Genomic DNA, 11,797 nt, shown 5'->3' with positions numbered 1-11,797 from the left:
CAGGTACTTCTTTTTTCCGTAGTCGCTGGGGATTTTCCTTTGTTTAAGGACATTATTTCATACACCAGAATTTATAAATATGGACATCCCATACAGCCGCTAGAAAAGTGTTCGGGGCCCCGCCCGGCGAAGAAAGGGACCCCACTCGGCACAGCGATAGCTAACGCCGAGTGGGTCGAGGATAGCTAATACCGGGTGGGTTTTCTTATATCATTTCCTCAGCTTTAGATTAATTTTAGTCCGGTTACCACGATAATGACGGAAATGGCATAACGCAGAAAGACGGTCGGTATTTTCGTCGACAGGACGCTCCCGACGATTACGCCTGGAATGGAGCCGAGCAGGAGCTGAAAAACAATAGAGAAATCCACCGTTCCAAAACTCATGTGCGCGAGTCCTGCTGCGGTTGTCAGCAAAAACGCGTGGGCGATATCTGTTCCCACTACGTACTTGCCGTTCAGTTGAAGGTAATGCATCAGCGCGAGGGCAAACAGTGAACCGCTTCCGATTGATGTCAGACCCACAATAAAGCCCAGCGCGGCTCCGATCATCACAATGCCTTTGCGTTTTTTCTTCAACTCGGCGTCATTCCATTGAACGGGTGCAGGGTTTCTTTTGCGAATGACGTTTTTTAGCAAAAGAGAAATGGGAATCAGGATCAGAGCAAATCCAAGGAGCTTTTTCACGATGATATCCGCGCTGCCGAAGTAAATTTCGAACCATTGAATCAGGTTCACCGCAAGTATCGCACTTGGGATGCTGCCGACCGCGAAATAACCGGCAATCCGGGCGTGTACCGTCTTTTGACGCCAATGCTGCAGCGTTCCAAAGATTTTGGTGATCGAATTGTACACCAGATCGGTGCCGACAGCGATGGTTGGCTGGATCCCCAACATGATCAAGATGGGAGTCAATAGGGCAGCTCCTCCAACTCCCGTCAGGCCAACCAGAAATCCGACACACAAACCGACAATTGTTAAGACCAGATCCATTACCAAACCATCCTTTGTCGTGCAACTGGAATAAACGTCTATACACAAGATAAGCAGAGAAACGGATAGAGTGCGCCTAAATTTGGATCAGCAGGGAATGATACTATCGTATACGTCGTCTGGCAAGGAGGTGCTTTCATGGAGGGGAAGGAACAAGTTAACGTGGAAATGCAGCAAGTAGGGGCGTATCCGACCAAGCAAAAAATGGGACAAACCGATGTTCCGCTGCTGCAGGACGATGGAGAAAAAGAGTCAGTTGAAGCATCGCACGAACGTGCGCAGTAGATGTGCGAGTCACCCCTTCACGACAGTGAGGGGGTGTTTTAAACTTTCCGGAAAGAACCAGCTTCTTCGAGAGGGCTTCAATCGAAGCTTTTTTAATGCACAAAAAAACAGGCAGATGCCTAACACGGCGGATGCCCATGGTACATAGAGTACAGTGGCTAAAAAATCATCTGGAAGAGGAGGTATCTTCGTCTTGCATTCCCAAATCAGGTTCTATCAACCGTTTGTAAGTCCGTTTGATCCGTGTCCGCCCCAGCGAGTCAAATGGTATGACGTGCCGCCCCATCTGTTTCTAGGGTTCCAACCCCCCAACCTTCCCCAGCTTTCCCCCATGGAAGCTCTGAGGTTTGGCGTTCTTTGGCCCATTTTGTTCAGTCCGTATGAGGGGCGAGAAGGCAAAAAGAAAAGGGGTGAATGCTATGAATGAGCGTATGCCTGTTGACCAACGCTTCTATCAAATGCTGGAGGAGCTGCAAGCCATTGACTTTGTCCTTTGCGAACTGAATTTGTATCTGGATACGCACCCACAGGATATGGACGCGGTGAATCAGTACAATCAGGGCGTTCAGCAGCGTTGGGCGATTGCGCAGCAGTTCGAGGCCATGTACGGACCGCTGATGAACCTGGGACACAGTTACTCCGGATTTCCATGGCAGTGGGTTGATGAGCCGTGGCCCTGGCAGGTATAGAGAGACAATAATATGAGAGAGGAGACATCGCGGTGTGGATCTATGAGAAAAAACTGCAGTACCCGGTGCGTGTCAGCAAGTGTGACCCGAAAATGGCCAAATTTTTATTGGAGCAATACGGGGGGGCTGACGGGGAGTTGGCGGCCGCTCTCCGCTACTTGAACCAGCGCTACTCGATACCGAACAAGGTGATCGGGCTGTTGACGGACATTGGAACGGAAGAGTTTGCTCATCTGGAAATGATTGCAACGATGGTGTACAAACTGACCAAGGACGCGACGCCTGAACAAATGGAGGCTGCCGGATTGGGGGATCATTACGCCAGCCATGACAATGCCCTGTACTATCAAAATGCATCCGGAGTTCCGTGGACGGCAGCCTATATTCAGGCAAAGGGTGATCCGATTGCCGATCTTTACGAAGACATCGCTGCCGAGGAAAAAGCCCGTGCGACGTACCAGTGGTTGATTGACTTGACCGACGATCCGGATTTGATGGACGGTTTAAAATTCCTGCGCGAACGGGAAATTGTTCACTCTCAGAGATTTCGCGAGGCAGTTGAATTGCTAAAAGAAGAACGGGATCGAAAGAAATTTTTTTAAAGAGATTGAGCCCCCGCCCCGTGGATCGTCTCGGGGCGGACAGATTTGCCCTCTGCGGGCTTATAACGGCTTGCCGATGGCATTTTCGAAATTGACAACACCAATGTTGTAGGTGTAAATCGCGGTTTGATATTTGTTTTCGCGGTCAGACAGCTCTTCCTCCGCCTGGATTACTTCCAAGGTAGTGCCCAGCCCGTTCTCAAACCGCAGGTTGGTCAGCCGGTAGTTTTCTCTGGCCGCTTCCAGCGCTTTTCGGTTGGCATCAACTGCTTCTTCGGCAGCGCGAAGATTGTAATAGGCCTGTGCAACTTCTACGGAAACCGCTTTTTTGGCGTCTTCCAGCGCAATTTTTGCTTTTTCCACATCGTTTTTGCTGATGCTTCCCTGATAGGTGGAAAGAGCAGAGTACTTGCTGATTAACTCCAGGTTCAATTCTGCTACTTTGAGTTCTTCCTGCTTCTGCAAAACCTCTGCCCGCTGTTGAACGGCGAGCGAAATGGCTTTGTCCAAATCGATCGAGAGTCCGGATGTGGTCAGATCCTCCTGGGACAGCGACCACTGCTTATTGATATCTATCCCCATCATGTCGTTTAATTTCATTCGCGCGATGTTCAGGTTGTTCCGGGATGCGGCCAGGGCTGCCTTGGCTCCGGAAAGAGCTGCTTGGGCCTGCAGAACATCCGTTTTTGCCCTGGTTCCCACCCGGAAGGACGCTTCCGCAACCTTTACCTGCGCTTCCGACCGCTTCAGAGATTGCTCTTTTAACCGAACGTCTGCTTCTGCATTGAGCACGTCGTAATACGCTTTTTGTGTCGCCAGGACCGTCTTGCTCTCTGCGGCCTTCAGATACAGTTCATTCACTTTTTTGGCCATCTGCGCCTTTGCATTGTTGACGTACTTCTGCTGGGCCATCTCTAACGATTCAATCATCTCGGCAGGAATTTCCTTCACTTTGGCATTCACCATGCGTGCGTTGATGTCGGCGGTTTTGGCATCAAGGCGAACGGCGCGTAAATCGTTGTTGCTCTCCAAAGCCAGCTGAACGGCCTGCTTGATCGTCAAGGGTTCACCCGCTTCCGGCTTTTTCTCCGGCGTATTCGGGTTCTGTACAGATGTGTCCTCGGTACGTGCCGTTTTCACGGTGACCAAGCGTTCTGGCGCGTTCCACTGAACGTCTGCTCCGAATGCTTCGCTGACGAACCGAAGCGGCACAAAGGTTCTTCCCTTGATCACAACCGGTTTTGCATCCAAAGTCAGTTTTGTTCCGTTTACCATCGCTGTTTTTTGACCGACCGTCAGCTCGATGGTCTTGCCTTGATGCGTAATGGTTACCTTTTGCTCGGCTGCATTCCACTCGACGTGTGCTCCCAGTGCTTCACTGACGAAGCGGACGGGAACCATCGTCCTGCCGGAATCAATGTAGGGTGCAGCGTCGGGGAACGATAATTCCTTGCCGTTTGCGATGATCCGGATATCGGATCGCACGGCAGCTGCGGTGACTGTTCCCACCGTGTTTGGTTGACTGTCAGATACAGCCAGAACCGGTTGGGTGGAAGCGTTCATCGCAACTGCCAGCATGAGAATCGCGAGTGCTTTTTTTGAACCGGGTACGTTCATGTTTCCTCCACCTTTCATGGATAGAAGCTGTATGTGGGCAGATCGCCTCACCTTAGGTATACAACAGATTTGGCTGAATATCTGCTGGGAATGTTTGGGGATGAGCAGAACACGGAAAAACCCTTGCCATACGCAAGGGTTTTTATGGTACAGGTTGTTATTGGGCTGTAACGGGAAACTCTTTGTGGTCATGAATCGTCCCTTTTTCCACGTGAACCTTGAATGTATAGCCGCCAGGCGCGGGCAATGTCACCTGGGCACGATACTCACCGGCCGAGGCTTCCTTCGCATCGACGAACTGATGCTTTTCTTCGCCGTTTTTCCAGTACTCAAACTGGACGGCAGCCTTGTCGAGCAGCTGCCCCTCTTTTGCCAGATGGACAGACCAGCGAATGGAAACGTTGGCGGGAACGGGACTGTCGGGCTGGAAGTGGTAGTCCACTCCGTCTCCGTGGTGGTGATCGGTGCCATGTGCATGTCCGGCTGTAGGCTGTGGCTGCGGCTGCCCACCCGTGACCGTGAACGTCTGTTTTTTCATGCTGTGGAAGTCCCGAGCGGTCACATGATACATCACGTAGTATGTGCCAGGCTCGGCAAATGCTTTTTGGACGGAATAAACCCCCTGTCCCTGTGGTTGGGCAGGGAGCATTTCGTGAGGCTCCTGCCCTTCCTTCCATAGTTCAAATTTTACTTCTTTGGCATCATCTACGAGCGCTCCATTTTGCGTGACAGTGACGGAAAACGTCGCGTTTTCATGAAGGGTCGGTGCCTCTGGCTGAATGCTTAGGGCTACTTCAATCGGCCCCGCCGGCTCAAACGACTGTTCCTCCGTTCCGCAGCCGGCGAGCAGGAGCAGCCCGGCAATCACGATCATTACCAGTTTCTTCACGGTTGATTTCCTTTCTTCAGCAAACTTGTGATATCCATCGACAATTGATCGGTATTGAAGTCTTCTCCCATTCCGTAGGTTTTGATTACCCTATTTTTTTGGTCAACCAGATAGGTGACAGTCGAGTGGGTGTACAGGTTGCTCTCAATCCCCTTTACGGTAAAGCCGAGGGATGTGATGAGCGACTTTGTTTGTTCTTCTCCTCCCCGCAGGAAGTGCCAGCCGTTCAGGTCCAATTGGAGCTGGTTGACGTATTTCTGCAAGGCCTCCCGCGTGTCGTTCTTTGGATCAAAGGTGATCGTCAGGAATTGAACGTCTTTTCCAAACGAACCATCCTGCTTCAGGCGTTCTTGCAGTTCTTTCATGCGAACCGTCGTCAGCGGGCAAACGTCCGGACAGCGCGTGTACATCAACTCGACCAACCGGATGGTCCCCGCCGTCTCTCCAAGCGTGATCGTCTGCCCGGACAGTGTTTCGAAAGGCAGATCTGGCAGCGTTTTTGCCGTTTCACGCTGGCTGATGGTTGTCCACACCCAAGAGAAAACCATCCCGGCCAAACCGATCAAGACGAGTGCCAAAAGCAGCTTTCTCACCGTATAAGCCGACTTACTCTGGCTGAAGTTGGTCAAGCTCATCCACCTCTTTTTCTCTCTGGAACCACGCTTTCATGATGTAGGCCAGGACAGAGCCGTACGTAAACTCCTGCATCAGCTTCATGACGATCCCACCGAGCCTTTGGTCATCCAACAGGGGAAGAAGCTGTGTGAACATGGACTTGTCCATCGGAGCCGCGAAGAACGGTGTACAGAGCAGCTCCGGCCCATTGATGTAGGTTTCGTACAACGGTGCCGACGCGAAAATGATCAGCGCACAGGCCGGTGTAATGAGGACACCGTTGGCAAACATGTATCCCAGTTTGCGCAGTTCCGTAAGCCGGTTAAACTCCTTCAGCGGGGATATCACCGGGAGCCACATGAGAAACGCAGTGACAATCAACAGAAGATTGACCAGGTTGTGGAGTGCTCCGTTCCCCATTACGGCGTCAAGGATGTGCGGCACGTGGTAGAAGGAGAACAAGGCATTAAACAGTACCATGGCGAGCAGCGGCTTACTAAAAAACATGACCAAACGCTTTACCGGTTTATATGCGAGCAGAGAAGCCTGAAGCCAAGCCGGAGTGCCGATGAGAATGAACAGCGGCATCACGAGATAGAGCAAGGCCTGCTGAAACATATGAAAGCTGAACAACAAATGGCCGGCAGCGTTAAGCGGACCGCCCATGCCCAGGTAAAACAGCAGAAGGCCTATGCTAAACATCCCTTTGCGCCATGCTGCGACCGGCTGAGAGTCGGCAAACGTGTGGCGTAACGGGCCTACCAGCAGGAAATAGGTGATTCCTATCAAAACAGTCAGAGCAAACAGCTCCGGCGTCCATACGGCGCGAAAACCAAACGTGTCTGTCAACAAGGAAAGTGACATTGCCATCCCTCCCATTCAGGGTTGTCATCCCCATTATAACCAGGAATGCTTTCAATCCTTATGACTCGATCGGGCTATTTCCATTGGATTTCCCGGGATGTTCACACAATTGTCCCACTTGACGGACATGAAAAATCCCCCTGCTTCAGGCAGTGGGGGATATGCCATCCTATTTATTTTCCTGGAACCAGCTCTTCAACTCTTCCGCGTTGTGCTCGCCTTCGATACGGGAGACCTCTTTGCCCGCCTTGAAATGGATCAGGGTAGGAGTTCCTTCAATCTTGTACTGGTCCCAACTGTCGCCGAACTCCAGCACATTGTGTTTTTTCACATCAATCTGCAGCTCTTTGGCTACCGGGACCAAAACCGGCGTCGTACGTTGACAGTGTTCGCACAGAGGGCTGTAGAAATACACGTACAAATCCTGCTCCTGGGCAATTTGTTCCTTCAATTGGTCTGGCAAAATCTGATTGTCGTAGAGCGGATCCTTCAGCTGCTCGAGGGTAGCCGGATGGAGGTTCGTTTTGCCGTAAGGATTGCCTGCTGCCGCCTCTTTGTTGGCGATGTCGGAGTAGACGATGGCTCCAATCAGCAAAACGGCAACCACGACGGAGAGGATGATTACTTTTTTCATGCCGCATCAGTCTCCTTTTCCTTTTTCCAAATGAACACTTGCAATCCGGCGATCAGGATAAACGCCACGAGCGCCAGAAACGGGATGGTGATGAAGCCCAGCCAGTTGATGTAGTCGGTATTGCAAGGAATGATCCCGCAGGCGCTCCCCCATTCATGAAGAGCGGGAACCTTCTGAATCAAGTAATGGTAGAGGGAGATGGATCCGCCGATGACGGAGAGGATGACCGCATAGCGAGACATCGAGAAGTCCTTTTTGGCATAGGCCACGCCAAGCAGAATCACCAAGGGGTACATGAAAATGCGCTGATACCAGCAGAGCTCGCAGGGGATAAACTTCATCACCTCGGAAAAATAAAGGCTTCCTCCGAAAGCGATCAAGGAAATCACCCAGGACGCAAAAAAGGCCTGTTCGATTTGTGGACTCTTTTTCATCATAACACCTCGCATTCTCTATCATATCACGATAGGGAGAATAGAAACGAACAAAAAATAGAGTGAATATGCGCCGTTCACACAACATTCACTTCAGATAGCCCGGTTGAGCCATATTCTCGATGGAAAGGAGGGACCTATACTTGATGTAGTTTACTTATCCAACTTTTTGAAAGTGGGGGAGACCTCTCATGAAAAAAATGTCCTCATTACTTGCAGCAATGGCACTTACGTTTACCTTGGCAATGCCGGTACTGGCGCATGACGGCTGGTCGCAGACCAATACGCCGATCGTGGCGCCGGGTGAAGTTTCCTACGTGGAACTGCTTCTCGGCAACCACTCCAATCACCACGGCAGCTATCGGATTGAAGGAAAATGGAGCACGCAAACGAGCAAGGTGTTTGTATCGGCTCCCAATGGCAGCAAAACGGACATCTCTGCCACGCTGTTCTACACCGGCGAAGAGAAGGAAGTGGCAGAGCCTGGCAAAAACAACTACTACGTCGCTTCCTTCTCCTCGTCCAGCCCGGGGGCGTACATCGTGTCCGTAGAGGGAGACAGCATTTTCAAACACGGAGACGTGGCTAGCCGCACACTGCGCAGCGCGAAGTCGTTCGTCGCGGTAAGCGATATTCCGACGGTGGAGCGCGTAAAATACCTGAAGTGGTTCTCCAAACAAGTCAGCCCCGACCGTGCGGAGATGGTGCCGTTGTTTAATCCGGCAGCCGCGACTCCGGGCCAGGATGTATCCGTGCAGCTGTTGCTGAAAGGGAAACCGCTCGCCGACACGGAGATAACCATCGTTCGCCGCAGCACGTCCGAGTCACAGGTCCTGAAAACGGACGGGAACGGCATCATCTCGTTTCAAACAGGCCCGGCTGATTACTACCTGCTGCGGGCCAAGCCGACAACGGACGAAAAGGTGGCAGGTCAGTATGATACGACCAATTATGAAGCGACCATGACGTTTACCGTGCAAAACGGCAAGTCGGTCTTCCCGCAGAAGGCTCAGCAGGCCCTGCCGCTGCTGTATGTGAACGGCAAGCACATGATGGTCAAGGGAATGGAAATAAAAAACGGGAAAGTCATGGTACCTGCATCCTTTATCCAGTCAGCCCTTGACTCTTCTTTCAAGGGGACGGGCAGTGTAGAGCTGCGAGCAACGACCGAAAAGCTGGGAGCTTCTGTCGAGTACTTTGCACAGGTTGGGTCCCTCCCGCCTGCCATTTTGATCAACAAGGGACAAAAATAAAGTCACATCACATGTTTTGCGGTCGCCGAAGAAACGTTCGGCGACTTCTGTATGCGAAGGGCGGGAAAAACGAATGAAGAGAACATTGCGTCTCGTATACCTGTTGGTGCTGTTTCTGGCAGCGATTCCCTCCACCATGGACGCACACGCTTATATCGACCGGTCGCTGCCGCAGCAGGAATCGGAGCTGACGGAAGCGCCGAAGGAAATTCGCGTCACGTTTACGGAAAACATCAATACGGCAGTCAGTCAATTGACCTTGAGAGATGCTATAGGAAGGAGCATTCAGGGAACGCTCAGGGGGGAGGGGGAGAACGGACTGGTACTGACCGTTCCTCCTCTGGCGAATGGAGTATATCAGGTGGATTGGCAGATTCTCTCCGTGGATACGCATGTAACGGAAGGTTCGTTTCGATTCGCCGTAGGCGTGCCGCTGCCCAAAAATCGCCCGGCGGAGACGCTGTCGCTGGATGGTTCGGTACAGCCTGAACAGCCTGATCAGCCTGACGCCTCCATACAGGAAGTAGAGACGCCTGTTTCCCAGCCTGCCGCAGGAAGCATTCAGGCACCCGCGTCCGATTCGAAGCCCCAGTCAGCTCCGCAGTCTGCCAAACCGCCTGTCAATCAGAAAAAACAGCCAACCAAACCTGCGGAGAACGGGTCACCGGGCACTGCACCTGTGCCTTCCACTGCCGCACCGGCAGCATCCACAGCATCGATGGCAACACCTGCAACGGAAGCAGCGGCATCGGCAGCTGTGACAGCTTCCCCGCCCCCTGCCTCGCCGGAACAGGTGGAAGTAGTGCAAGCGGGTGAAACGGTACAGGGACATGTGCATACGGCTGCCCCTCAACACTTCCATGAAGAGCACGAAGGTCATGAAGGGTGGGGGCGCTGGCTTCGCATTGCAGAAATTCTCGCTGGAGGAGCCGTAGGGGCGCTTGTCTTTTTATCCGTGTGGCAAGGGTTCATCACTCACTTTCCGGCAAGCAGTGGGTTTGTGTCAGTGGAGCGGGGCGGATACCTTATTTGTCTGGGCATTTTCATGGTTGCAGGAATGCTGCAGGTAAACTTGCTGGCTGAGATGTTTGCCGGTTCAGCGGGACGAGAGGAAATGGCAGGCACATTGCTCACCGCAACGACACTGGGAACTGCCAGCTGGCTGCGCCCTGTCCTTGTGTTGATATTGGCCGGACTATCGTTTTTGCCATTTTCGCAGCACGTGTCCATTCGCTGGGGGAAACTGGCTCTCGTTACGGTACTGTTCTTGACCTTCCCGTTGACGGGACACGCCATGAGTGATGCTGGCTGGAGCACGCTGACGGTGTTTGCCCATACCGTTCATATCTGGACAGCCGTGATCTGGTTGGGGGGCTTGTCCGGGTTGACCTGGCTGTCTTTTACAGCCGCGCAAGAAAAAACGTCGCTGCATGATTTGCACCGACTGCTTGGGCAATTTTCCCGGATAGCACTGTTCTCCGTGCTTATTGTCTCCGCAACCGGTATCTTGCTGGGTGCATTCCGGTTGGGGCATTGGAACCAGTTGGGGGCAAGTGATTACGGCGCTGTCCTCCTGGCAAAAGTGGCGTTTTTTGTTGTGGCGCTTGAGTTGGCACTCGTCCACCGATTCGTCTTTCTGCCGCGTCTCGCCTCTCTGTCAGAAGAGCAAACAGCCAGGACTTCAAGTGTCGGCGCCCTGTTCTGGACCCTTCGAATTGAATTTGTGGCCGGATTGGTCGTCCTGATTCTTGCCGGGATTGTCTCCACAACGCCGCCTCCTCAGATTGCACTGTAAGGGTTCAGCGGGAACAGTCGAACGGTTGGGATCGCCTGAGCACTTTTTATCGGTACGTAATGGGTGTGCAAGGAAGGCCACTCCGTCAACAGAAGTCCTCGCCAAAAGGCGGCTCCGCCGTCAATGCCGACCATTTGCCCGCGCCGCCACAATCCTTCGCCGGTGTACCCCGGGAGCAGCGTCACCGGGGTATGACCAAACACCACCATCGTCTCGCCGTTGTAATGGTTGTAAAACTCGTCACGGATCCACAACAGATCAGCAGGATATTGCTGAAGGAGCGAACGGCCGGGGCGGAGACCGGCATGGACGAAAATGGCGTGCGGGGCGCCGGTAAGGTTGTCGGGCAGTTCCTCGCGGTATAGGGGAAGAGATTGGATATATCCCAAAAGAAACGGATGGCGGGACAGGATGTGCTTCCGTGCCGCCTCCTGATCGGCTGTGGACGGGGTCGTGCTGAGAAAAGCCCTTCGCAGCGGTTGATTGCCTAACAAAGAGCGGATGGTTGCATCTCCGCCGTTGAACAGGTAGAGATCTCCTTCGGGCTTGCCCAACAGCCAATCCTCCAGCATCTGTTCGTGATTTCCCTTGAGCACTGCAACCTGCTGCGGGTATGTTGGCTGCAGCTGGTACAGGTAGTACAGACATTCACTGGACTGCGGCCCGCGGTCGACGATGTCACCCAGCACATACAGCCGGTCTCCGTTTTCCGGGGAAAAGCCGACCTGGGCAAGCGCCTGCATAAACGCCTGATACTGTCCGTGAATGTCCGATACGAGATACGTTTTCACTCTCTTCCCTCCTGTTTTCTACTGTTCAACTCCGAGTCACTTTGGATACAATGTATGTGGCTGCCGCGATTCAAAGAACGGAAGGGGGAGAGCGAGGATCGACAGATTTTCTTGGGGTATAAGAATTTAAAAATTTGGACATCCCATACAGCCGCTAGAAAAGTGTTCGGGGCCCCGCCCGGCGAAGAAAGGGACCCCACTCGGCTCAGCGATAGCTAACGCCGAGTGGGTTGAGGATAGCTAATGCCGGGTGGGTTTTCTTATCGTGTAGGAAAGTTTAAGGGCTTCACCGTGTGAAAGCGTCCTGAAATAAACTTTCCGGAACGCATAAAAAGTT

Annotated in this window: 14 protein-coding genes; 6 read left to right on the top strand and 8 right to left on the bottom strand. The window is 52.7% G+C overall.

The window, feature by feature from the left end:
• Positions 1-224: 224 nt before the first annotated feature.
• Positions 225-992, bottom strand: a complete 768-nt coding sequence (locus ACE99V_RS19315) for a sulfite exporter TauE/SafE family protein (protein WP_400492852.1) — start codon at positions 990-992, stop codon at positions 225-227.
• Positions 993-1,130: 138 nt separating this feature from the next.
• On the opposite strand from ACE99V_RS19315, the gene ACE99V_RS19310 reads away from it, so the two are divergent.
• The 4 genes from ACE99V_RS19310 to ACE99V_RS19295 all read left to right on the top strand — a co-directional run bounded on the left by ACE99V_RS19310 (position 1,131) and on the right by ACE99V_RS19295 (position 2,568).
• Positions 1,131-1,277 (top strand): hypothetical protein, encoded by a 147-nt coding sequence (locus ACE99V_RS19310; protein ID WP_400492851.1) that lies wholly within the window; start codon positions 1,131-1,133, stop codon positions 1,275-1,277.
• Between the two features lie 193 nt (positions 1,278-1,470).
• Positions 1,471-1,704: a spore coat associated protein CotJA gene (locus tag ACE99V_RS19305; protein WP_400492850.1), complete on the top strand. Its 234-nt coding sequence runs from the start codon at positions 1,471-1,473 to the stop codon at positions 1,702-1,704.
• Positions 1,697-1,966: a spore coat protein CotJB gene (locus ACE99V_RS19300; protein ID WP_400492849.1), complete on the top strand. Its 270-nt coding sequence runs from the start codon at positions 1,697-1,699 to the stop codon at positions 1,964-1,966. Before ACE99V_RS19305 ends, ACE99V_RS19300 begins: the two co-directional genes overlap by 8 nt.
• Before the next feature lie 32 nt (positions 1,967-1,998).
• Positions 1,999-2,568, top strand: coding sequence for a manganese catalase family protein (locus tag ACE99V_RS19295; protein WP_400492848.1), 570 nt, complete (start codon positions 1,999-2,001; stop codon positions 2,566-2,568).
• A 60-nt stretch (positions 2,569-2,628) separates the two neighbouring features.
• On the opposite strand, the gene ACE99V_RS19290 is transcribed toward ACE99V_RS19295, so the two are convergent.
• From ACE99V_RS19290 to ACE99V_RS19265, 6 genes are all read right to left on the bottom strand, one after another.
• Positions 2,629-4,185 carry a stalk domain-containing protein gene (locus ACE99V_RS19290; protein ID WP_400492847.1) on the bottom strand — a complete coding sequence of 519 codons (1,557 nt, stop codon included), beginning with the start codon at positions 4,183-4,185 and terminating at the stop codon, positions 2,629-2,631.
• Positions 4,186-4,342: 157 nt separating this feature from the next.
• Entirely contained in the window at positions 4,343-5,074 is a 732-nt protein-coding gene (locus ACE99V_RS19285; RefSeq protein ID WP_400492846.1) for a FixH family protein, read from the bottom strand.
• Positions 5,071-5,703 (bottom strand): SCO family protein, encoded by a 633-nt coding sequence (locus ACE99V_RS19280; RefSeq protein ID WP_400492845.1) that lies wholly within the window; start codon positions 5,701-5,703, stop codon positions 5,071-5,073. The genes ACE99V_RS19285 and ACE99V_RS19280 overlap by 4 nt, the downstream gene beginning before the upstream one ends.
• The gene (gene ctaG / locus ACE99V_RS19275) at positions 5,681-6,553 is read right to left on the bottom strand and encodes a cytochrome c oxidase assembly factor CtaG (protein WP_400492844.1); all 873 of its coding nucleotides are present in this window, start codon (positions 6,551-6,553) and stop codon (positions 5,681-5,683) included. Before ctaG ends, ACE99V_RS19280 begins: the two co-directional genes overlap by 23 nt.
• 169 nt (positions 6,554-6,722) lie before the next feature.
• On the bottom strand, positions 6,723-7,187 hold the full coding sequence (locus ACE99V_RS19270) for a thioredoxin family protein (protein WP_400492843.1): 465 nt from the start codon (positions 7,185-7,187) through the stop codon (positions 6,723-6,725).
• On the bottom strand, positions 7,184-7,621 hold the full coding sequence (locus ACE99V_RS19265) for a disulfide oxidoreductase (protein WP_400492853.1): 438 nt from the start codon (positions 7,619-7,621) through the stop codon (positions 7,184-7,186). Before ACE99V_RS19265 ends, ACE99V_RS19270 begins: the two co-directional genes overlap by 4 nt.
• Positions 7,622-7,812: 191 nt before the next feature.
• Here ACE99V_RS19265 and ACE99V_RS19260 point away from each other — a divergent pair, with 191 nt between their 5' ends.
• Together ACE99V_RS19260 and ACE99V_RS19255 are read left to right on the top strand one after the other, a co-directional pair.
• Positions 7,813-8,874: a DUF4198 domain-containing protein gene (locus ACE99V_RS19260; RefSeq protein WP_400492842.1), complete on the top strand. Its 1,062-nt coding sequence runs from the start codon at positions 7,813-7,815 to the stop codon at positions 8,872-8,874.
• 73 nt (positions 8,875-8,947) lie between these two features.
• Complete coding sequence (locus ACE99V_RS19255; protein WP_400492841.1) at positions 8,948-10,669, top strand: copper resistance protein CopC; 1,722 nt, start codon at positions 8,948-8,950, stop codon at positions 10,667-10,669.
• Here ACE99V_RS19255 and ACE99V_RS19250 read toward each other — a convergent pair.
• Positions 10,654-11,460: a metallophosphoesterase family protein gene (locus ACE99V_RS19250; RefSeq protein ID WP_400492840.1), complete on the bottom strand. Its 807-nt coding sequence runs from the start codon at positions 11,458-11,460 to the stop codon at positions 10,654-10,656. The genes ACE99V_RS19255 and ACE99V_RS19250 overlap by 16 nt on opposite strands.
• Between the last annotated feature and the right edge of the window lie 337 nt (positions 11,461-11,797).

Origin of the sequence: Brevibacillus soli, from assembly GCF_044759095.2 — a bacterium.
Lineage (GTDB): Bacteria > Bacillota > Bacilli > Brevibacillales > Brevibacillaceae > JBIYSM02.
The sequence above is the reverse complement of the archived record's forward strand: the minus strand, read 5'-3'. Positions and strand labels throughout refer to the sequence as shown.

Bases quoted from the DNA above. Each gene is read 5' to 3' on its own strand.
- ACE99V_RS19310 (WP_400492851.1), top strand. From the start codon at position 1,131: ATGGAGGGGAAGGAACAAGTTAACGTGGAAATGCAGCAAGTAGGGGCG.
- ACE99V_RS19315 (WP_400492852.1), bottom strand. From the start codon at position 992: ATGGATCTGGTCTTAACAATTGTCGGTTTGTGTGTCGGATTTCTGGTT.
- ACE99V_RS19270 (WP_400492843.1), bottom strand. From the start codon at position 7,187: ATGAAAAAAGTAATCATCCTCTCCGTCGTGGTTGCCGTTTTGCTGATT.
- ctaG (WP_400492844.1), bottom strand. From the start codon at position 6,553: ATGTCACTTTCCTTGTTGACAGACACGTTTGGTTTTCGCGCCGTATGG.
- ACE99V_RS19300 (WP_400492849.1), top strand. From the start codon at position 1,697: ATGAATGAGCGTATGCCTGTTGACCAACGCTTCTATCAAATGCTGGAG.
- ACE99V_RS19265 (WP_400492853.1), bottom strand. From the start codon at position 7,621: ATGAAAAAGAGTCCACAAATCGAACAGGCCTTTTTTGCGTCCTGGGTG.
- ACE99V_RS19290 (WP_400492847.1), bottom strand. From the start codon at position 4,185: ATGAACGTACCCGGTTCAAAAAAAGCACTCGCGATTCTCATGCTGGCA.
- ACE99V_RS19255 (WP_400492841.1), top strand. From the start codon at position 8,948: ATGAAGAGAACATTGCGTCTCGTATACCTGTTGGTGCTGTTTCTGGCA.
- ACE99V_RS19260 (WP_400492842.1), top strand. From the start codon at position 7,813: ATGAAAAAAATGTCCTCATTACTTGCAGCAATGGCACTTACGTTTACC.